The following is a 19,874-nucleotide window of genomic DNA, read 5'->3' on the forward strand; positions in this document are numbered from 1 at the left end:
CGGTCCACGCCGAGCGTGACCGAATCCGCCCGCTCGACGCACCGCCGTCGCCGGACGCCACCGAGCGTGACGGAATCCACCCGGTCGACGTCGCGTCCACAGACGGGAGGCGCGGTGCGGGACGGACCCGCACCGCGCCTCCCGAGAGCGCTGGCGTCCTACGCCGTGACCAGCTCCGGCGTCCCGGTCGCGGCCCCGGCGCGCACGGCCCGGTTCACCGCGGAGACGATCGCCTTGAGCGAGGCGGTCGCGATGTCGGCGTCGATCCCGACGCCCCACAGCCGGGTGCCGTCGACGTCGAGCTCGACGTAGGCGGCGGCCTTCGCGTCGCCCGAGGCGCTCATCGTGTGCTCGGAGTAGTCGTACAAGGTGACTGCGACGCCCTGCTCCCGCATGACGGTGAGGAACGCGTCGACCGGACCGGTGCCGACTGCACCGGCGGCGACGGACCCCTCGTCGACACGCATCGCGACGTGGAGCTCCGTGGTGCCGTCGAAGTCGCTCGACGTCGCCGTCTTCGTGATCTCGTACCGGCCCCACTTGTCCGACTCGTCGTCGGCCGGCAGGTACTCGTCGCGGAACAGGTCCCAGATCCGGTCGGACGAGAACTCGCCGCCCTCGGTGTCGGTGCGCTGCTGCACCACGCCGGAGAACTCGATCTGCAGCTTGCGGGGCAGGTCGATCGCGTGGTCGGTCTTGAGCAGGTACGCGACGCCGCCCTTGCCGGACTGCGAGTTGACGCGGATGACGGCCTCGTACGAGCGGCCGATGTCCTTCGGGTCGACGGGCAGGTACGGCACAGCCCAGGCGAGGTCGTCCACGGACTTCCCCGCGGCGGAGGCCTTGGCCTGCATCGCCTCGAAGCCCTTGTTGATGGCGTCCTGGTGCGAACCGCTGAACGCCGTGTAGACCAGGTCGCCGGCCCAGGGCTGCCGCTCGGGCACCGGCAGCTGGTTGCAGTACTCGACGGTGCGCTTGACCTGGTCGATGTCCGAGAAGTCGACCTCGGGGTCGATGCCCTGCGTGAACAGGTTCATGCCCAGGGCGACGAGGTCAACGTTGCCGGTGCGCTCGCCGTTGCCGAACAGGCACCCCTCGATGCGGTCCGCCCCGGCCATGTAGCCGAGCTCGGCGGCGGCGACGGCGGTGCCGCGGTCGTTGTGCGGGTGCAGCGACAGGATGACGTCCTCGCGGTGGTCGAGGTGGCGCGACATCCACTCGATCGAGTCCGCGTAGACGTTGGGCGTGGCCATCTCGACCGTCGCCGGAAGGTTGATGATCACCTTGCGGTCGGGGGTCGGCTCGAAGACCTCGAGCACGGCGTTGCAGATCTGCGCCGCGACCTCGAGCTCGGTGCCCGTGTAGGACTCCGGCGAGTACTCGTAGAACACCTGCGTGCCGTGCTGCAGCCGGGCCTCGGCCGCCTTGCACATCCGGGCACCCGCGACGGCGATGTCGACGACGCCCTGCACGTCGGTGCGGAAGACGACCTCGCGCTGGACGATGGACGTCGAGTTGTAGAGGTGCACGATGGCCTGCTTCGCCCCGTCGATCGCCTCGTACGTGCGGTCGATGAGGTGCTCACGCGCCTGGGTCAGCACCTGGATCGTGACGTCGTCCGGGATCGCGCCGTCCTCGATGAGCGACCGGACGAAGTCGAAGTCGGTCTGCGATGCGCTCGGGAAGCCGACCTCGATCTCCTTGTAGCCCATCCGGACGAGCAGGTCGAACATGGCCCGCTTGCGCTCGGAGTCCATCGGGTCGATCAGGGCCTGGTTGCCGTCGCGGAGGTCCACGGCGCACCACCGAGGCGCCCGGTCGATGCGTTTCGTCGGCCAGGTGCGGTCCGGCAGGTCGACGCGGATCTGCTCGTGGAAGGGGACGTACTTGTGGATCGGCATCCCGGAGGGGCGCTGGGTGTTCTGCATGGTCGTCGCTTTCGTCGTCTCGCCGGCATCGGCGCTGTGGGGGGCCACGACGGACTCCGCGACGAGGTGGGCCGTGTGTCAGGCCTCGTCGCGGCAGCGAAGGAGGAGGAGCGCCGAGTACATCGCTGCCACCGTAGCACTGGTACACCAGCGCGGTGCAAGTGGATGACGTCCCGGACGCTCCTCCCGACCCGTGCGGTCAGTCGACGGCGAGCGCCTCGGTCGGTGACACCCGCATGGCCCGCCGGACCGGTGCGACCGTGGCGACGACCGCGAGCACGAGGGCCCCCACCACCACGACCGCGACGGTCAGCGGCGGCAGCACGGGCGTGACGACCGTCCCGAGCGAGCCGAGCATCGTCTGCCCGCCGACCCAGCCGTACAGGGTGCCGAGGACGAGTCCGGTGACGACCGCGGCGACGACCATCTGCACGGCCTCGGTCACGATCATGCGGCGGACCTGCGCCGCGGTCAGCCCGAGGACGCGCAGCAGGCCGAGCTCACGACGACGCTGGAGCACACCGAGCGCGAGGGCGTTCACGACGCCGACCGCGGCGATCACCGCGGAGAACCCGACGATCACGCTCACGACGGCGTTCAGCTGCACGAAGAAGTCCCGCTGCGCCTGGACCGCGTCCGCCGGCAGGGAACCGCCGCCCATCGCCGCCATCTGGGTCTCGACCACGTGCTGCATGATCCCGAGCGCGACCGCGAAGGTGACGAGCAGGGTCACGCCGATGACGAGCCCGATGGTGGCCCGTGACGACCGTCCCGGTGCCCGCATCGCGTTGCGACCGGCGAGCAGGACGACCGGGTCACGCGACCCGATCCGGCCGATGAGCTGCAGGACCGGGGGCATCACGATCGTCGCGCCGACCGCGACCCCGGCGAAGGAGACGAACCCGCCGAGGGCCGCCGGCAGGACGGCCGCGGGCGTGGCGGGGCTGAGGACGAGACCGAGCACCATCAGCAGCGCACCGACCGTCATGAGCAGGACCGCCCAGACCGTCCGCGCCCGGCCCGACCGGACGTCGGCGTGGCTCGGCTCGACGGTCGAGGACAGCGCCTGCAGCGGCGTGACCGTCAGCACCCGGCGAGACCCGGCCGCGAACGCGCCCCAGGTCGCCAGGACCACGGCGACGAGCGGCAGCACGAGTTCCCACGGGACGAGCGTGTAGCTGGTCTCCGGGAGGAAGCCGGTGCTCCGCAGGACCGCGACGAAGCACGCGGACAGCCCGGTGCCGACGACGATGCCCACCGCGCCGCCCACGGCACCGACGACGAGGCCGGTGCGGGTCGTCCGGGCACGCAGGGTGGCGCCCGTCGCCCCGATCAACCGCTGGAGGGCGATCGTGCGGGTCTGCCCCGCGATGATCGTGGCGCAGGTGTTCGCCGTCACGATCGCACCGACGTAGAGGGCGATGCCGAGGAAGAGCCACCCGACGACGGACAGGATCGCCCGGACGGGTGCGAGGTCGTCGAGACCCGCGGCCGCCATCGCCTGGGTCACGATGCCGGGGGCGATCACGAGGGCGGACCCGAACGTCGTGCCGAGGGCTGCGACGAGGACCGTCGGGGCGAACGTGCGCAGGCCGGTCACGCGGCTGCCTCCATCCCGAGCATCGCCGCCGAGATCTCGGCGGCGGTCATCGACGGGCGGTCGTCCACGATCCGCCCGTCGGCCAGGAAGAGGATGCGGTCCGCGTTCGCGGCGGCCGTCGGGTCGTGCGTGACCATGACGACGCTCTGCCCCCACTCCTGCACGGCGCCGCGGAGGATCGCGAGGACGTCACGCCCGGTGCGCGAGTCGAGGGCGCCCGTCGGCTCGTCCGCGACCACCACGGCGGGACGCGACGCGAGCGCACGCGCGATCGCGACGCGCTGCTGCTGTCCGCCGGAGAGTTGGTGCGGCCGGTGGGTCAGACGGTCACCCAGGCCGAGCAGGTCGACGAGCCGGTCGATCCACGCCGACTCGTCCTGGCTCGGCTGGTGCCCACCGAGCAGGAACGGCAGCCGGATGTTCTCCCGCACGTCGAGCGTCGGGACGAGGTTGAAGGACTGGAACACGAAACCGAGCCGGCGACGGCGCAGTTCGGTGAGCTCGCGGTCCCCGAGGCGGGTGATGTCGACCCCGTCGATCGTGATCCGCCCGGTGCTCACCGCGTCGAGCCCCGCGGCGACGTGCATGAGCGTCGACTTGCCGGAGCCCGACGGCCCCATCACGGCGGTGAACTCCCCCGCCCCGATGTCGACGCTGACGTCGTCGAGCGCGGTGACGCGGCGGGCGGCGTCGCCGTGGTGCTTGGACACGTGGTCGAGCCGGATGATCGGGGTCTGGTTGGTGGTCATGCTCCGAGCCTGGCGGCCGGGAGGCACGTCCCGCGTCCGTCGCGCGGCTCCTGTGGATGGTCCGCTCGGCTCGACGTGCCGTGGAGGGGTCATCCTGTCGGATGACGGCGGGTCGCTCCGCCGGTCGACGCCGGGGTCAGTCGGCCCTGGGCACCAGCCCGTGCTCGTGCGCGAACACGACGAGCCGGACGCGGTCCCGCAGGTCGAGCTTGCTGAGCACGCGCGAGATGTGCGTCTTCACCGTCGCCTCGCTGACGTACTCGTGCTGGGCGATCTCGCTGTTGCTGTACCCGCGCGCCGCGAGGTCGAAGATCTCCCGCTCCCGGGGCGTCAGCTCGGCGAAGGCGGCGGGCACCGCGGCGGCCTGGGCCGCGCCGTCGTCGTACCGGCGGAGGAGTTCGCGGGTGGCCGAGGCGGCGAACACGGCGGTGCCGGCGTGCACGGTCCGGACCGCGGCGAGCAGGAACTCCGGGTCGGCGTCCTTGAGCACGAAGCCGCTCGCGCCCGCCCGGATCGCCTTCGCGGCGGCCTCGTCGAAGTCGAAGGTGGTGAGCACCAGCACCTTCGCGGCGTCTGCCCCGCCCTGCTCGACGATCCGTGCGGTCGCGGTGATCCCGTCCATCACGGGCATCCGGACGTCCATGAGCACCACGTCCGCCCCGGTGCGCCGCACGAGCTCGGCGCCCTCGGCCCCGTCGCCGGCCTCACCGACGAACTGCAGGTCGGGCTGTGAGTCGATGAGCATCCGGATCCCGGTGCGGAAGAGCGCCTGGTCGTCGACGAGGGCGACCCGGATCGGGCCACCGGTCGGCTGGGACGTGGTCATCTGGTGCGCTCCTGCTCCATCTGGGTGATGCGGCCGCGGGGGAACTGGCCGCTCGCGGGGACCGCGGGCATGCGCACGGCCACCACGAAGTCGTCACCGCGGTGCCCGGCCGTCATCGACCCCCCGGTCATCGTGACACGCTCGCGCATGCCGACCAGTCCGTGACCGGTGCCGGGGCCGCTGGAGCCGTCGTCGGCGCGGCGGTTCACCACGGTGATCTCGACGGTGTCGGGACGGTAGGTCAGCGCGGTGTGGACCGGTGTCCCGCTCTCCCCGTGCTTCCACGCGTTCGTCAGGCTCTCCTGGACGATCCGGTACACGGCGAGCTGGGTCGTCGTGGGCAGACCGGTCGGGTCGCCCTCCCGGTCGACACGGACGTCCAGGCCGACCGCGCGCATCTCGGCCACGAGCACCTCGAGGTCGGCTGCCTCGGGCGTCGGGGCGGTCCCCTGCTCGTGCCGCAGGGCGCCGAGCAGCTCGCGGACGTCACCGAGAGCACTGCGAGCGGTGCTCGAGATGGTCTCGAGCGCCTGGTCCGCGATCGCGGGGTCGGTCTTGGCGGCGTAGCGTGCCCCGTCCGCCTGGGCGATGACGACGGCCAGCGAGTGCGCGACGATGTCGTGCATGTCGCGGGCGATCCGCACCCGCTCCTGCTCGACCGCGACCGCGCGGTCGGCGCGTGCGGCATCCCGTTCGGCGACCAGCTGGGCCTCCCGGCTCATGCTCGCGGACCGGCGAGCGCGGCGGACGAGTCCGGCGAGCCACGGCAGCAGGAGCAGCAGCAGGACGCCGGCGAACGTCGCGAGCACGACCTGCAGGGTCTCGAGCGTGGGCGACGAGGCGGTCTCGATGCCGGAGCGGCGCTGGTGGTCGTACAGCCCGACGTACGCCGCCGCGACCGCGGATCCGCCGATGGCCGAGACCAGGCCGGCGATGCGGACGCGCTTGCTGCCGTAGGCGCTCGTGGTGAAGAGCACGCCGGCGAGCAGTGCGTTCGAGTAGTCCGGCACCTGCATGGTCACCATCTCGAAGACGGCGATCACCCACGACAGTGCGAGTGACAGCCCCGGCGACAGGCGACGGATCGCGAGGGCGATGCTCAGTCCGACCACCGTCACCACCCAGAGCGACGGCAGGTCGGCGGACGCACGCAGGAGCGTCAGCAGCCCGCCGAGCAGCACCGCGGTGGTGATGTCGGTGACGAGCTGCGCGCGCAGCAGGGGGCGGAACACCACCCCACGGTACGACCCGGCCGGAGGACGCGCGTCCGACCAGGGGATGACCCGGGTCAGAACCCGAGGCGGCCGAGCTGCTTCGGGTCGCGCTGCCACTCCTTGGCGACCTTGACGCGGATGTTCAGGTAGACGTGGCGACCGCCGAGCAGCGACTCGATCTCCGCGCGCGCACGCGAACCGACGTCCTTCAGCCGTTCCCCGCCGCGGCCGATGACGATCGCCTTCTGGCTGTCACGCTCGACGAACAGGTTCGCGAAGATCCGCAGCGGTCCGTCGGGGTCGTCCTCGTCGTCGGGCTCGACGACGTCCTCGATGACGACCGCGAGCGAGTGCGGGAGCTCGTCGCGCACACCCTCGAGCGCGGCCTCGCGGACGAGCTCGGCGATGCGGTCCTCGTCGGTCTCCTCGGTCACCGTGGACGCGTCGTAGAGCTGCGGCGACTCGGGCAGCAGCTTGGTGACCTCGCCGAGCAGGACCTCGAGCTGGATCCCCTTCGTCCCCGAGGTGGGTACGATGGCGTCCCAGTCGCGCAGCTGCGACACGGCGAGGAGCTGCTCCCCGACGCGGTCCTTCGGGGTGCCGTCGATCTTCGTGACGATCGCGATCTTCCGCGCCCGCGGGTACTGGTCGAGCGACTCGTTGATGAACCTGTCGCCCGGCCCGATCGGTTCGTCGGCCGGCACGCAGAACCCGATCACGTCGACGTCACCGAGCGTCGACTGCACGAGGTCGTTGAGCCGTTCGCCGAGCAGGGTGCGGGGGCGGTGCACGCCCGGGGTGTCGACGATGATGACCTGGCCGTCGGGGCGGTGCACGATGCCCCGGATGGCACGTCGCGTGGTCTGGGGCTTCGACGAGGTGATCGCCACCTTCTCGCCGACCAGGGCGTTCGTCAGCGTCGACTTGCCGACGTTCGGACGCCCGACGAAGGAGACGAAGCCGGCGCGGTACGGCTGGCCCGGTGTGTCGGTGCCCGTGGTCGCGTCGGTGTCGGTGTCCGTCTCGGTGCCGTGGTCGGGTTCGTGATCGGTCATGCGTTCGGGGTTCCCGTCGTGCTCGGAGTGGTCTCGTCGAGGGCGTCCTCGGCGTCCTGCAGGGCGGCGCTCCGCTCGGCCAGGACGGTGATCAGGTGGCGGCGCTTGCCCTCGACACGGTCGGCGGTCAGCGCGACCCCGGAGACGGTGACCTGCTCGCCGCGGACCGGCAGTCGGCCGAGCTCCTTCGTCAGCAGGCCACCGGCGGTGTCGACGTCGTCGTCCTCGAGCTCGACGCCGAAGAGGTCGCCGAGCTCGTCGATCGGCATGCGGGCGGAGATGCGCCAGACGCCCGGGCCGACCTCGGTGCGGTCGACCACGGTGCGGTCGTACTCGTCGGAGATGTCGCCGACGAGTTCCTCGATGAGGTCCTCCATCGTCACGAGCCCGGCGACGCCGCCGTACTCGTCGACCACGAGCACCAGGTGGTTCTTGGCGACCTGCATGTGCCGGAGGGTGTCGTCCGCGGGCTTCGACTCGGGGACGAACTCGGCCGGTCGCAGTAGCGCCGTCACCGGGTCCCGCTCGCTGCCGGGCTGCTCGTACAGGGCGCGGGAGACGTCGCGCAGGTAGAGCACGCCGAGCACGTCGTCGCTGTCCTTGCCGGTGACCGGCATGCGCGAGACGCCGGCGACCAGGAACCGTTCCATCCCCGCGGCCAGGGTGGCCTCGCCGTCGACCGTGAGCATGTCGGTCCGGGGCACCATGACCTCGCGCACCAGGGTGTCGCTGAACTCGAAGACCGAGTGGATGAGCTCGCGGTCGTCCTGTGCGAGCACGTTGCTCTCGGTCGCCTCGTCGACGAGCGAGAGCAGCTGCTCCTCGCTCGACACCGTCGATGCGCTGCGACCACGGCCGGGGGTCACCCGGTCCCCGATCGCGACGAGGAGCCCGGCGAGCGGACCGAGCACGATCCGGACGGCGCGCACGAGTCCTCCGGTCGCGCCGATGAGGCGCTCGGCGTGTGCGCGTCCGACGCTGCGCGGGCTCGACCCGACGAGCACGAACGACACGGCCGTCATGATCGCGGCGGACACGACCAGGGCCACCCACCAGGTGTCGAACACCGTGACGAGGGCGATCGTGACGAGCACCGCGGCGGCGGTCTCGGCGAGCACGCGGACGAAGTTCAGGGCGTTGACGTGCGCGCCGACGTCGTCGGCCACGGCCTCGATCGCACGACGGTTGCGGCTGCCCCGGGCGATCTCGTCGAGGTCGGCGCGGGACAGCACGGTGAGCGCGGCGTCGGACGCGGCGAGCAGACCACCGACGACGACCAGGACGAACGCCGCCGCGAACAGGACGGCGACGAGCACCATCAGGTCACCGCCCGCGTCGCTGTGCCGCGAAGGCCGAGAGGATCTCGCCCTGCAGCCCGAACATCTCGGCCTTCTCCTCCGGCTCGGCGTGGTCGAATCCGAGCAGGTGGAGGATGCCGTGGCACGTGAGCAGCAGCATCTCCTCGGTGGTGGTGTGCCCCGCGGTCTTCGCCTGCTCGGCGGCGACCTGCGGGCACACGACGATGTCGCCGAGCAGCCCGGCCGGTGTCGGCTCGTCCTCGGTCCCCGGGCGGAGCTCGTCCATCGGGAAGCTCAGGACGTCCGTCGGACCCGGCTCGTCCATCCACCGGACGTGCAGCTGCTCCATCGCGCCCTCGTCGACCAGGACGATCGCGAGCTCCGCGTCCGCGTGGACGTGCAGCGCGTCGAGCGCGAAGGCGGCGAGGCGCTGGACGGCCTGTTCGTCGACCTCGACACCCGACTCGTTGTTGAGCTCGATGCTCACCGGTTGCCTCCTCGGGCGTCGTTCTGGGGGTACGGGGACTGCTGGCGGTCCTGCGGCGGCCGCCCGCGACGCTCGGCGCGGTTCGCTCCGGCTGGGTTGCCCGTCGGCGCGGTCCCCCGGCCGGCGGGGCGGTGCCCGGCCTGTTCCGCCAGACGTTCCTCGTCGTACACGGTGTAGGCGTCGACGATCCGTCCGACCAGGGTGTGGCGGACGACGTCCTCGCTGCCGAGCCGGGCGAAGTGGATGTCGTCGACGTCGCCGAGGATCCGCGTGACGAGCCGGAGACCGGACAGGTTGCCGGGCAGGTCGACCTGCGTGATGTCACCGGTGACGACCATCTTCGAGCCGAAGCCGAGGCGCGTCAGGAACATCTTCATCTGCTCGGGCGTGGTGTTCTGCGCCTCGTCGAGGATCACGAACGAGTCGTTCAGCGTCCGCCCGCGCATGTACGCCAGCGGTGCGACCTCGACGGTGCCGGCCGCCAGCAGCTTCGGGACCAGCTCGGGGTCCATCATCTCGTTGAGGGCGTCGTACAGCGGGCGCAGGTACGGATCGATCTTGTCGGTCAGCGTGCCCGGCAGGAACCCGAGCCGCTCGCCCGCCTCGACCGCGGGACGGGTCAGGATGATGCGGGTGACCTCGCGCCGCTGCAGTGCCTGGACGGCCTTCGCCATCGCCAGGTAGGTCTTGCCGGTGCCCGCGGGGCCGATGCCGAAGGTGATGGTGTGCTGGTCGATGGCGTCGACGTAGGCGCGCTGCCCGTCGGTCTTCGGCCGCACCGACTTGCCGCGGCTCGCCACGATCGGGGTGCCGAACGTGTCCGAGGGCTTGCGGTCCTCGTCGAGGATCCGCGCCGACGTCGGGATGTCCGCGGGACCGATGTCCTGCCCGCGCTTCACCATGCCGACGAGCTCGTCGACGAGCGCGTGGGCACGGGCGACGTCGCGTTCGGCTCCGGTGAGGGAGACCTCGTTGCCGCGGACGAGCACCCGGACGCCCGGGTACTGCCGCTCGACCGTCTTGAGCAGGCGGTCCTGCGGGCCGAGGAGCTGGACCATCGCGATGCCGTCGACCCGGATGTCGACGACGACGTCGGACGGGTCGGACACGGGTCGGGTCGTGGGTCGGTCCGGTGCGGGCGCGTCGGACGCGGGGTGGACGGAGTCGTCAACCGGCAAGGAGATTCCCTTCGTGCAGATCACCTGCGAGGACGTGCGCGTGCACGTGGAACACGGTCTGACCGGCGGCTTCGCCGGTGTTGAAGACGAGACGGAACTGGCCGCCGGCCCGCTCGTCCGCGATGCGGCGGGCGGTCGCGACGACGTGCGCCAGCAGCTCGGGGTCACCGGCGGCGAGCTCGGTGACGTCGCGGTACTCCTCGGTCTTGGGCACCACGAGCACGTGGACGGGTGCCTTCGGAGCGATGTCCTCGAACGCGATCACCCGGTCGTCCTCGGCCACGATGGTCGCCGGGACCTCGCGCGCGACGATCCTCGAGAAGATGCTCGGCTCGCTGCTGCTCATGGAGACCATCGTAGGACCCGCCTCCGACGCCGCTACCAGCGCCCGAGCCTGGTCTGCAGGACGGCCAGGGCGGACGGTCCGGCGGTCGAGGTGCGGAGCACGGTGTCCCCGAGCCGCACGCGGACGGCGCCGGCGGCCTCGAGCCGGTCGAACTCGGGACCGTCGATCCCGCCCTCGGGTCCGACGACCAGGACGATCTCGTCGACGTCGGCCGGCGGCTCCCACGCCGAGAGCCGCACCGCGCCGACCGGGTCCAGCACGACCAGCGCACGCCGCGCCTCCCGGCCGACCGCGGCCAGCTGCGCCGTCGTCACCGGTGCGTCCACCGTCGGGACGCGCGACCGGACCGCCTGCTTCGCGGCCTCCTGCGCGATCGCGACCCACCGGGCGCGTCCCTTCTCGACCTTCGCGCCGTCCCACCGCGACACGCTGCGCGCTGCAGCCCAGGGGACGATGCGGTCGACGCCGATCTCGGTGGCTGCCTGCACCGCCATCTCGTCACGCCCGCCCTTCGCGAGCGCCTGCACGAGCACCAGCGCCGGACGCGGTTCCGCCTCGACGGCGACGTCGGCGACCGTCAGGGTCAGCGTGTCCTTGCCGGTCGACGCGACCGCGCCCGTGACGACCGTGCCCCGGCCGTCGGAGAGGCGCAGCGTCTCGCCGACGCGGACCCGCGCGACCGAGACGGCGTGTCGGCCCTCCGCGCCGTCGAGCGACACCGCGTCACCGGCGCCGAGGTCGTCGAGGGTCCCCGGACCGACGAGGTAGAGCGATGCCATCAGAAGTTGAAGAAGCGGTCGCGGAGCTTGCCGAACATGCCCTGCTGGAAGCGGGCGAGCTGCGGTCCCGGTGCCTTGTGCGTCTTCGCGAGCTGCTCGACGAACCCACGTTCCTTGTGCGAGAGCTTGGTCGGGGTCACGACCTGCACGCCGACGCGGAGGTCGCCCCGGCCGGTGCCGCGCAGCTTCGTCACGCCGCGGTCCTTGATGACCAGGACGTCGGCGCTCTGCACGCCCGGACGGATCTCGAGCTCGACCGGCCCGTCGAGCCCGTCGATCGTCGTGTGCGCGCCGAGGATCGCATCGGTCATCTGGACCTCGAGCGTCGCGAGCAGGTCGTCGCCGTCGCGGCTGTAGACGTCGTGGTGGCGCACCTTGACCTCGAGGTACAGGTCGCCGGACGGGCCGCCCGCGGGTCCGACCTCGCCCTGGCCCGGCATCTGCAGGCGCAGCCCGGTCTCGACGCCGGCGGGGACGTCGACGGGGATGGTCCGGCGGGCGCGGACGCGCCCCTGGCCCTGGCACGTCGGGCAGGGACTCGGGATGACGGTACCGTAGCCGCGGCACGTCCCGCAGGGCGCGCTGGTCACGACGTTGCCGAGGAGCGAGCGGACCTGGCGCTGGATGTGCCCGGAGCCACCGCAGATGTCGCAGGTGCGGGGGCTGGTCCCCGGCGCGCAGCACGAGCCGTGGCACGTGTCGCAGACGACGGCCGTGTCGACCTCGACGTCCTTGTGGGTGCCGAAGACGACCTCGTCGAGGTCGACCTCGATGCGCAGCAGGGCGTCCTGCCCGCGCTCGGCACGGCTGCGCGGACCGTTGCCGCGTCCGCCGCCGCCACCCCCGCCGAAGAAGGCGTCGAAGATGTCGCTGAAGCCACCGGCGGCACCGCCGCCGAAGGGGCTCTCCTGCGGGCCGGCGTCGTAGCGTCGGCGCTGCTCCGGGTCGCTCAACACGTCGTACGCGTGCGTCACGTCCTTGAAGCGCTCGGCCGCGTCCGGGCTCGGGTTGACGTCCGGGTGGAGCTCGCGCGCCAGCCGTCGGTAGGCCTTCTTGATGTCGGCATCGGAGGCGTCCGGCTGGACGCCGAGGACGTCGTAGTGGTCTGCCACGGTTCCCTCAGTCGGTTTCGGTTCGGTCGGTGGGTCGCGGCGGTCGCCGCGGTCCGGTCTGGAGGCGCGGAGCCGGTCCGCTGGACACCGCGCGTCGGGCGCAGGGTCCGGTCAATGTTCGCCCAGCAGCTTGGACAGGTACCGTGCGACCGCACGAACGGCGGCCATGTTCGTGCCGTAGTCCATGCGGGTGGGGCCGAGGACCCCGAGTCGGGCGACCGCTCCGCCGCCGGCGAGGTAGCCACCAGCGACGATGCTCGTCGCGTCGAGGCCGTACTCGGCGTTCTCGACGCCGATGCTCGCGGCCACGGCCACGTCGTCCACCTGCATCTCGCCGAACAGGCGGAGCAGGGTCACCTGTTCCTCGATCGCCTCGAGCACGGAGAACAGTCCGCCGGAGAAGTCGCGTTCGCTCTTCGCCAGGTTCGCCGCGCCGGCCATGACCAGGCGGTCCTGCCGGTTCGCCGCGACCTGCTCGATGAGCGTCGCGACGACGACGCCGCCGAGGGTCTGCGCGTCCGGACGGAGCTGCTGCGGCACCTCGCGCAGGGCACGCGGGACGTCCTGCAGCAGGAGCCCGACGCTCGCCCCGTTCACGACGGTGCGGAGCTCGGTGAGCGACCCCTCGTCGAGGGGGACGTCCGTCTCGACCACGCGCTGCTCGACCCGGGCGGTGTCGGTGATGAGCACGACCATCAGGCGGGTGTCACCGAGCCGGACGAGCTCGACGTGCTGCACGCGTGCGCGCACCATCGACGGGTACTGCACCAGCGCGACCTGGTTGGTGAGCTGGCTGAGCAGGCGGACCGTGCGACCGAGGACCTCGTCGAGGTCGTTCGGCGTGCCGAGGAAGGTCTCGATGGCGTGGCGCTGCGCGCTCGACAGCGGCCGGGCTGCGGCCAGGTGGTCGACGAAGAGTCGGTACCCCTTGTCGGTCGGCACCCGCCCCGACGAGGTGTGCGGCGCCACGATCAGCTGTTCGTCCTCGAGCTGCGCCATGTCGTTGCGGATCGTCGCGGCGCTGACCCCGAAGGCGTGGCGCTCGACGATCGTCTTCGAGCCGACGGGCTCGCGCGAGGCGACGTAGTCCCGCACGATCGCCTTGAGGACCTCGAGGGAGCGTTCGCTGACCATCCGGACCCCTTCCGTTCGATGCTGGCACTCGGACGTGTCGACTGCTGATCCTACGCCCGACCGCCGACCGACCGGGACCGCCGGGGCCCACGCCGGTACGCTCACGGCATGAGCTACGGACAGCAACCGGGCGGCCCGCAGGACGGCCGCTACGGCCAGCAGCAGGGCGGACCCCAGAACCCGCAGGGACCGCAGTACCCGGCCGGCTTCACGCCGCCCCAGCCGATGTCGCCGGAGGACCAGCGACTCTGGGCGACGCTGACGCACGTCGGCGGCATCTTCTTCAGCCTGGTCGTGCCGATCATCGCCTACCTGGTGCTGCGCGACCGCGGGCAGTTCGTGAAGGAGCACACCCGTCAGGCACTGAACTTCCACATCACGATGGCGATCGCCGGGTTCGTGTGCAGCCTGTTGGCGTTCGTCGTCATCGGACTCGTGCTGCTGCCGATCCTGTACGTGATCGTGATCGTCTTCGCGATCTTGGCCGCCCTCGCGGCGAACCGCGGTGACTTCTACCGCTACCCGCTCACCATCGAGTTCATCAAGCAGTAGCGCGCGAGCGACCGCCGGCGCGTCAGTCGAGCAGCTCGCGGACGACCGCGTCCGCGAGCAGCCGGCCCTGCAGGGTGAGCTCGATGCGTCCCCGCACCGCGGCCGTGCCGTCCACGAGGCCACGCGCGATGAGACCGGCGACCCGGCCACGTGCCTCCCGGCCGAGCTCCGCGGTGGTGAGCTCGCCGCGGACGCGCGCGGCGAGCAGCACCCGTTCGACGTACCGGGTGTCGGCGTCGAGCGTCTCGCGCCCCGCCGCGGGCGACTCGCCGGCCAGCACCCGGTTCGCGTACGCGGCCGGGTGCTTCACGTTCCACCAGCGGGTGCCGGCGACCGCGGAGTGCGCACCCGGGCCGACGCCCCACCAGTCGTGGCCCTTCCAGTAGGACAGGTTGTGTCGGCTCGCGTGGCGCTCCGGACCACCGGCCTCGTCGGTGCGCGCCCAGTTCGAGACCTCGTACCAGGAGTACCCGGCGTCGGCGAGGGTCCGGTCGGCGAGCTCGTACATGTCGGCGGCGAGGTCGTCGTCCGGGGCCGGCAGGTCGCCGCGGGCCACCATGCGCCCCATCGCCGTGCCGTCCTCGACGATGAGCGAGTACGCCGACACGTGGTCGGGCGCGCAGGCCAGCGCGGCCTCGAGCGAGGTGCGCCAGTCGTCGAGCGACTCCCCCGGGGTCGAGTAGATGAGGTCGAGGCTGACGTCGAGGCCCTGCTGCTTCGCGAGGTCCACCACGACCGGCACCCGCTCGGGGTCGTGGGTCCGGTCGAGCGTCGCGAGGACGTGCGGGACGGCCGACTGCATGCCGTAGCTCATCCGGGTGAACCCGCCGCGCTGCAGGGTCGCGATCGCGTCCGCGTCCACGGAGTCCGGGTTCGCCTCGGTGGTGACCTCCGCCCCCGGCAGGATGCCCCACGTGTCGTCGATCGCCCGGAGGATCATCACCAGGTCGTCCGCCGGCAGCATCGTCGGCGTGCCACCGCCGAAGAACACCGTCGAGACCGGGCGTCGCGGCACCCCGGAGCGGTCGAGGACCTCGGCCGCCCACCGGATCTCCTGCACCGCGTGGCCGGCGTAGTCGTCACGGCGCACCCCGCGCAGCTCGGACGCCGTGTAGGTGTTGAAGTCGCAGTAGCCGCACCGCACCCGGCAGAACGGCACGTGGACGTAGACGCCGAAGGGGACGTCGCCGGCGCCGGGGCCAGGGGTGAGCAGGCCGTCCGCGGGAGCGGGATCGGCGATCGGGAGCGCACTCGGCATGGACTCCATTCTCGGCCATGATGGAGCCATGGAGCACCACACCGTCCCCACCACGGTGCTGTGGGACATCGACGGCACCCTCGTGCTGAACGCGGCGTCGCCCGGCAACCTGTACCACCTGGCCGTCGAGCGCGCGGTCGGCCGCGACCTCGTGCTGAAGGTCGGGCACCAGCACGGCCGGACCGACGCCGGGCTCATCGCGGACCACGTCCGGGCACACGACCTCGACGACGCGCTCATCCCCACGGTCAGCCGGCACCTGCGCGACCTGACCGACGAGCGCTACGGCCGGGGCGAACGCCGCTCCCCCGCCCCGGGAGCCGCCGCGCTCGTCCGCCGGTTCGCCGGACTCGGCTGGCGGAACGGCCTGCTGACCGGCAACTCCGAGCACCGGGCCCGCGTGAAGCTGGGCGGGGCGGGTTTCGACCTCGGCGCCTTCGACTGGGAGCACTCCTACTTCGGGGACGCGGAGGTCGAGCGCACCGGCGTCACCGGACGCGCCGCCGCCGCCCTGTCCGGGGAGCGAGCCGTCATCGTCGGCGACACCCCGCGGGACGGCGAGGCGGCCGACGCGGTGGGGATCCCGTTCGTCGCGGTCGCGACCGGGGTCTACGAGGTCGACGCCCTGCGTGGGACGAGCGCGGTGTGCGTCGCGCGGGACTGCGTGCAGGACGCCCGACTGCTCGAGGAGGCGATCGCCGCGCTGCCGCCGCTGCGCTGAGCGGCGGCGGCGGCGGCGGCGGTGGCGGTCGGTCGGTGCGCCGTGCCGAGCAGGCGGTCGGACGCCTCGTGTCGACCGGTCAGTCGCCGCGCAGTGCGCTGAGGTACTTCGCTGCCATGACCCGCTGCTGTCGACGGAGCAGCGGCGCCACGAACGCCCACTTCCGGCTCGACGGCTGCGAGAACTGGCGGACCTGCAGCCACACCGAACCGTCGCTCGTGCGCTCGACCACGAAGGACTCCTCGCCGGACAGCGGGTGCCCCTCGAGCGTGCCGTAGGCGAAGCCCTTGCGGTCGGTCTCGTCGATGATCGACACGACGCGGACCGGCGCGTGCACGGTCTGCCCGAACGCGTGCATCTCGAGCGTCGCCGTCGTGCCCGCCGTCAGCAGCGGGGTGCCGTCGGCGGCGAACTTCTCCACCCGGGGCGTGCCGATCGAGGCCGGTGCGATCGGGACACCGTGCTCGTCGAACGTCACCGGGTTGTAGCGGACCTCGTCGTCGTCGGGATGGTCCTCGACCTGCACCCGGATGCCGCTGCGCTCCTGGATCTGCCAGGTCAACGCCTGCGTCACCGCGGTCTCGAACCGGGCGTCGCCGTGGCCGATGCGCGCCCGCGACTCCGCCGGGGTGAAGCCCTCCGGCGGGTAGGTCATGAGGTCCGCCGCCTGCGTGGCACCGACGGCACCGTAGGTCAGGGCGGTCCGGTAGCTGCCGCGGGAACTCATGGACCCATCGTACCGGGGCCGCTCGGCCCGACCTGTGTCAGCGTGGCGTGACGGCGAGGTTCCGCCACTCAGCCTCGGTGCCCTGCTCGCGGATCCCGACCGCGCCGCTCGTCGACGAGCAGGCACCGAAGGACACGCGACCCTGGACGGGTGTCCCGCCGTCGGCCGGCGACGCGGTGGCCGTGATCGTGCAGCCGACCGCCTCGACGGTGAGGTGCCACCACTCCTCGGCCTGCACCGTCCGACCGAAGGACACGAACGACCCGACGAACCCGGGCGACCGGTGCTCGCCGATGGTCATCCCGGTCGCGGTGATGCCGACGGAGTAGGCGCGCATCGAGTCGATCCCCGTGGACGGGTCGTTCACCCGGACGACGAGACCCGCGTCGACGCCCGACCTCGGGGTGCGCATCAGGCGCACGTCGCCCGTCAGGGTCATGTCGCCCCAGACCCGGTTCAGGACCTGCTTGTCCCCGGTGTTCGCGTAGGCCGTGCTGCGGATCCGTTCCTCCTGCTGGTCGATCGCCCACGTGCCCCCGAACACCCGCGCGGGCGCGCCGTCCTCGAACCGACCGGTGGCGAGGGTCGAGTTGTACGGGTCCGCCGCGAGCGAGGGTGCGAGGGCACCCGCTGTGGCCGTCACGAAGCGGTAGCCGGCTGCGCTGCCGTTGCCGCGCAGCCCGATCGCGCCCGTCGTCAAGCAGTCGGCCGACGACTCCGAGACACTCGCCCTCGTCCAGTCGTTCGCGCCGACGGTGGTCGACCAGGCGGTGATGCCGCACCCGGCGGCCTGCACGACCACGTGGTAGAACTGTCCGTTCGCGAGCCTGCCGGGGATCGTCGAGGACGCCAGTCGGGTCGTCGCACCGTGCTTCGTCCGGCTGATCGACAGCGTGTTGTCCGTCCGGTCCAGACCGATCGAGTACCCCGTGAACGCATCGGCACCCGGAGCGGGATCCGTGACGCGGACCAGGAGCCCGGCGTTCGTCCCGCTGTTCACCTGGACGTCCGCCTGCATCGTGTAGTCCGTCCACGACGGGTCACCCGTGACGGCCTTGGGCCCGTCGGAGGAGCCGGCCGTCTCGGTGAACGTGCCGTAGCCGAACTGCGTCCGGGTCGTCCAGGAGCCGCCGTAGGTCCTCCACGCCCCCTGCCCTCCGGCGAAGGAGTCACGGAACGGCAGGCCCGTCAGGGCGTAGTCACCGACCGTGCTCGCGGTGCTCCGGTTCGACGACGCCGCCGTGTAGACGGCGAGGGTGGGATCGGCCGTCGTGGTGACACCGGTCGCCACGGTGAGTGCCACGACGAGCGCCCCGGTGAGCACGCCCGCCGTCCTGGCACTCACGACGACACCGCCGGGAGGTCCGTCGCAGGGCCCTCCGTGTGCCCGGGATCGGCGACACGGAGGCTCTGCGACCGGGCCAGGAGGACCCCGACGACGAGGGGTGCGGCACAGAGCACGGCGAGCACCGCCCAACCGAGCGGGGAGAGGTCGAGTCGAGCGGCGAGCGCGACCGCGCCGTCCGACCCCGGAGGCAGGGGCACCTGACCGACCGCACCGCTGACGAGCCGGTCGGACGCACCGGACGGTCCGACCACCCGGATCGGCAGCAGACCGGTCGAGACCACGTGCGCCACCGGCCGCGTCCCCGGGTCGACGCCGGTCACGACGAGGGCGGCGAACGGTCGGAAGACCGTCACCACGCCGGCCAGCACCGCGGCCGAGCCGAGCAGGCGAGCGGCGGTCCGCGGAGCGCCCGCGCCGAGGAGCCCGGTCAGGAGCCAGACGAGACCGACCCCGCCGACGGACCACGGCAGCATGCGGAGCGCCCACCCCGCACCGGGCAGGACTGCGACGACCCTGCCGACGACGTCAGCGCGGCTGACGGTCCAGCCGTCGGCAGCACCGTTCGCGTCGCCCTTGGTGGTGAACGCGCCCTCCTCCACCGCGCTGATGCGGTGCGTGTAGGGCAGTCGAGGCGCCGTCCCCCCGCCCTCGGCGACCGGTGGGACGAAGGTGATGACGTCGCCGACGGCCAGCCGGTCCGGTCCGGGCGGCAGGGTGACGACGAGCGAGCCGACGGGTGCCGTGCGGCCCATCGACGGCGTCCGGACGTCGAACGTCCGGACGCCCGCGGCCGTCGCGGCCCCGACACCGAGCAGCACGAGCAGGACGACGGCGACGGTGACGACGAGCCGCACCCGCACCGCGCGGCCGGGAGCACGCCGGCGACCAGCCGCGGGGACGCCGATCGCGTCGCCGGTCTCCGCCACCGTCATGCGGTGAACGTCCACACGAGCGACTGGCTCATGCTCTGCGCCTGCGAGTCGTTCGGAGCCGCCGGGTCGAGGGCGACCGACACGACGGCGGTACCGCCCTGACCGGCCGCAGGCGCCGGGCTGATGGGGAAGGTCCGCCCGCCGACCGTCGCGGCGCTCTCCCCCGAGACCACGGTCGTGGTCCCCGTCGGCGTCGTCCACGTCACGGTGACGCGCAACCAGGAGCAGATGCTGTTCGACGTCGAGACGGTGCCGATGCAGGTGCCGGGGGTGAGCGAGAAGGCGGACGCGGTGACCCCTCCGGTGTTCCTGATCACCGTGGAGGTGCCGCGCGTCGTGTCCCCCGGCCGGAGGTCCTTGCCCGCGTAGAGGTCGGTCGAGCAGGTCGTGGTGGCCGTGGCGGTGCTCCTGCACGCCACGGTCGAGGCGTCAGGGCCCTGCGTCATCTCGATCGAGACGGTGTTGGCGGTGTTCGTGGTGTTCGAGATCGACGCCGTGTACGCCGACGTCGTGCCGGTCGCCGTCAGTGCGAGGGCGACCGAGGCGACGAGACCCGCCGCCGTGAGGAGCCAGCCCGTGCGCACCGAAGCCCGCGGGACGATCGTCGAGTGCCTTCCCACGACGGCACCG

Annotated in this window: 20 protein-coding genes; 2 read left to right on the plus strand and 18 right to left on the minus strand. The window is 72.2% G+C overall.

What is annotated here, in order from left to right; genetic code table 11:
- Positions 1–158: 158 nt before the first annotated feature.
- The 13 genes from leuA to hrcA all read right to left on the minus strand — a co-directional run bounded on the left by leuA (position 159) and on the right by hrcA (position 13,706).
- Positions 159–1,928 (minus strand): 2-isopropylmalate synthase, encoded by a 1,770-nt coding sequence (gene leuA, locus J2X59_RS06935; RefSeq protein ID WP_326496162.1) that lies wholly within the window; start codon positions 1,926–1,928, stop codon positions 159–161.
- A 199-nt stretch (positions 1,929–2,127) separates the two neighbouring features.
- Entirely contained in the window at positions 2,128–3,528 is a 1,401-nt protein-coding gene (locus tag J2X59_RS06940; RefSeq protein WP_326496163.1) for an ABC transporter permease, read from the minus strand.
- Positions 3,525–4,277: an ABC transporter ATP-binding protein gene (locus tag J2X59_RS06945; RefSeq protein ID WP_326496164.1), complete on the minus strand. Its 753-nt coding sequence runs from the start codon at positions 4,275–4,277 to the stop codon at positions 3,525–3,527. The genes J2X59_RS06940 and J2X59_RS06945 overlap by 4 nt, the downstream gene beginning before the upstream one ends.
- Positions 4,278–4,413: 136 nt before the next feature.
- A complete protein-coding gene (locus J2X59_RS06950) occupies positions 4,414–5,103 on the minus strand; it encodes a response regulator transcription factor (RefSeq protein WP_066653881.1) in 690 nt (229 codons plus the stop codon).
- Positions 5,100–6,335 carry a sensor histidine kinase gene (locus J2X59_RS06955; RefSeq protein WP_326496165.1) on the minus strand — a complete coding sequence of 412 codons (1,236 nt, stop codon included), beginning with the start codon at positions 6,333–6,335 and terminating at the stop codon, positions 5,100–5,102. Before J2X59_RS06955 ends, J2X59_RS06950 begins: the two co-directional genes overlap by 4 nt.
- A 56-nt stretch (positions 6,336–6,391) precedes the next feature.
- Positions 6,392–7,372: a GTPase Era gene (era, locus tag J2X59_RS06960; protein ID WP_326496166.1), complete on the minus strand. Its 981-nt coding sequence runs from the start codon at positions 7,370–7,372 to the stop codon at positions 6,392–6,394.
- Positions 7,369–8,691, minus strand: coding sequence for a hemolysin family protein (locus J2X59_RS06965; RefSeq protein WP_326496167.1), 1,323 nt, complete (start codon positions 8,689–8,691; stop codon positions 7,369–7,371). Before J2X59_RS06965 ends, era begins: the two co-directional genes overlap by 4 nt.
- 4 nt (positions 8,692–8,695) lie before the next feature.
- Positions 8,696–9,157 (minus strand): rRNA maturation RNase YbeY, encoded by a 462-nt coding sequence (gene ybeY / locus J2X59_RS06970; RefSeq protein ID WP_326496168.1) that lies wholly within the window; start codon positions 9,155–9,157, stop codon positions 8,696–8,698.
- Positions 9,154–10,215: a PhoH family protein gene (locus J2X59_RS06975; protein ID WP_326496289.1), complete on the minus strand. Its 1,062-nt coding sequence runs from the start codon at positions 10,213–10,215 to the stop codon at positions 9,154–9,156. Before J2X59_RS06975 ends, ybeY begins: the two co-directional genes overlap by 4 nt.
- A gap of 109 nt (positions 10,216–10,324) precedes the next feature.
- Complete coding sequence (locus J2X59_RS06980) at positions 10,325–10,681, minus strand: histidine triad nucleotide-binding protein (protein WP_066653863.1); 357 nt, start codon at positions 10,679–10,681, stop codon at positions 10,325–10,327.
- A gap of 32 nt (positions 10,682–10,713) precedes the next feature.
- Positions 10,714–11,460, minus strand: a complete 747-nt coding sequence (locus J2X59_RS06985) for a 16S rRNA (uracil(1498)-N(3))-methyltransferase (RefSeq protein WP_326496169.1) — start codon at positions 11,458–11,460, stop codon at positions 10,714–10,716.
- Complete coding sequence (gene dnaJ / locus J2X59_RS06990) at positions 11,460–12,572, minus strand: molecular chaperone DnaJ (RefSeq protein ID WP_326496170.1); 1,113 nt, start codon at positions 12,570–12,572, stop codon at positions 11,460–11,462. Before dnaJ ends, J2X59_RS06985 begins: the two co-directional genes overlap by 1 nt.
- Positions 12,573–12,683: 111 nt before the next feature.
- Positions 12,684–13,706, minus strand: a complete 1,023-nt coding sequence (hrcA, locus tag J2X59_RS06995; protein ID WP_209683023.1) for a heat-inducible transcriptional repressor HrcA — start codon at positions 13,704–13,706, stop codon at positions 12,684–12,686.
- Between the two features lie 108 nt (positions 13,707–13,814).
- On the opposite strand from hrcA, the gene J2X59_RS07000 reads away from it, so the two are divergent.
- Positions 13,815–14,258, plus strand: a complete 444-nt coding sequence (locus J2X59_RS07000; RefSeq protein ID WP_326496171.1) for a DUF4870 domain-containing protein — start codon at positions 13,815–13,817, stop codon at positions 14,256–14,258.
- Between the two features lie 22 nt (positions 14,259–14,280).
- Here the strand turns inward: J2X59_RS07000 and hemW are convergent, their stop codons facing one another.
- Positions 14,281–15,516, minus strand: a complete 1,236-nt coding sequence (hemW, locus tag J2X59_RS07005) for a radical SAM family heme chaperone HemW (protein ID WP_066658103.1) — start codon at positions 15,514–15,516, stop codon at positions 14,281–14,283.
- Positions 15,517–15,544: 28 nt separating this feature from the next.
- Between hemW and J2X59_RS07010 the strand changes: the two genes are divergently transcribed.
- Positions 15,545–16,237 (plus strand): HAD family hydrolase, encoded by a 693-nt coding sequence (locus J2X59_RS07010; protein WP_326496172.1) that lies wholly within the window; start codon positions 15,545–15,547, stop codon positions 16,235–16,237.
- Between the two features lie 79 nt (positions 16,238–16,316).
- Here the strand turns inward: J2X59_RS07010 and J2X59_RS07015 are convergent, their stop codons facing one another.
- From J2X59_RS07015 to J2X59_RS07030, 4 genes are read right to left on the minus strand one after another with little or no spacing between them, the layout of a single operon-like run.
- Positions 16,317–16,964, minus strand: coding sequence for a DUF1990 family protein (locus J2X59_RS07015; protein WP_066653852.1), 648 nt, complete (start codon positions 16,962–16,964; stop codon positions 16,317–16,319).
- A gap of 37 nt (positions 16,965–17,001) precedes the next feature.
- The gene (locus J2X59_RS07020) at positions 17,002–18,309 is read right to left on the minus strand and encodes a family 16 glycoside hydrolase (RefSeq protein ID WP_326496173.1); all 1,308 of its coding nucleotides are present in this window, start codon (positions 18,307–18,309) and stop codon (positions 17,002–17,004) included.
- The gene (locus J2X59_RS07025) at positions 18,306–19,244 is read right to left on the minus strand and encodes a hypothetical protein (protein WP_326496174.1); all 939 of its coding nucleotides are present in this window, start codon (positions 19,242–19,244) and stop codon (positions 18,306–18,308) included. Before J2X59_RS07025 ends, J2X59_RS07020 begins: the two co-directional genes overlap by 4 nt.
- On the minus strand, positions 19,241–19,864 hold the full coding sequence (locus J2X59_RS07030; protein WP_326496175.1) for a hypothetical protein: 624 nt from the start codon (positions 19,862–19,864) through the stop codon (positions 19,241–19,243). Before J2X59_RS07030 ends, J2X59_RS07025 begins: the two co-directional genes overlap by 4 nt.
- Positions 19,865–19,874 lie beyond the last annotated feature (10 nt).

The organism is Curtobacterium sp. 260 (assembly GCF_030803485.1).
GTDB lineage: Bacteria > Actinomycetota > Actinomycetes > Actinomycetales > Microbacteriaceae > Curtobacterium.

What these genes read in the sequence shown, in the direction of transcription:
- J2X59_RS07015 (WP_066653852.1), bottom strand. Translation starts at nt 16,964, where the DNA reads ATGAGTTCCCGCGGCAGCTACCGGACCGCCCTGACCTACGGTGCCGTC.
- J2X59_RS06985 (WP_326496169.1), bottom strand. Translation starts at nt 11,460, where the DNA reads ATGGCATCGCTCTACCTCGTCGGTCCGGGGACCCTCGACGACCTCGGC.
- leuA (WP_326496162.1), bottom strand. Translation starts at nt 1,928, where the DNA reads ATGCAGAACACCCAGCGCCCCTCCGGGATGCCGATCCACAAGTACGTC.
- hemW (WP_066658103.1), bottom strand. Translation starts at nt 15,516, where the DNA reads ATGCCGAGTGCGCTCCCGATCGCCGATCCCGCTCCCGCGGACGGCCTG.
- J2X59_RS06975 (WP_326496289.1), bottom strand. Translation starts at nt 10,215, where the DNA reads ATGGTCCAGCTCCTCGGCCCGCAGGACCGCCTGCTCAAGACGGTCGAG.
- J2X59_RS06950 (WP_066653881.1), bottom strand. Translation starts at nt 5,103, where the DNA reads ATGACCACGTCCCAGCCGACCGGTGGCCCGATCCGGGTCGCCCTCGTC.
- J2X59_RS07025 (WP_326496174.1), bottom strand. Translation starts at nt 19,244, where the DNA reads ATGACGGTGGCGGAGACCGGCGACGCGATCGGCGTCCCCGCGGCTGGT.
- era (WP_326496166.1), bottom strand. Translation starts at nt 7,372, where the DNA reads ATGACCGATCACGAACCCGACCACGGCACCGAGACGGACACCGACACC.
- J2X59_RS06945 (WP_326496164.1), bottom strand. Translation starts at nt 4,277, where the DNA reads ATGACCACCAACCAGACCCCGATCATCCGGCTCGACCACGTGTCCAAG.
- J2X59_RS06980 (WP_066653863.1), bottom strand. Translation starts at nt 10,681, where the DNA reads ATGAGCAGCAGCGAGCCGAGCATCTTCTCGAGGATCGTCGCGCGCGAG.
- J2X59_RS07000 (WP_326496171.1), top strand. Translation starts at nt 13,815, where the DNA reads ATGAGCTACGGACAGCAACCGGGCGGCCCGCAGGACGGCCGCTACGGC.
- J2X59_RS06965 (WP_326496167.1), bottom strand. Translation starts at nt 8,691, where the DNA reads ATGGTGCTCGTCGCCGTCCTGTTCGCGGCGGCGTTCGTCCTGGTCGTC.
- J2X59_RS07010 (WP_326496172.1), top strand. Translation starts at nt 15,545, where the DNA reads ATGGAGCACCACACCGTCCCCACCACGGTGCTGTGGGACATCGACGGC.
- hrcA (WP_209683023.1), bottom strand. Translation starts at nt 13,706, where the DNA reads ATGGTCAGCGAACGCTCCCTCGAGGTCCTCAAGGCGATCGTGCGGGAC.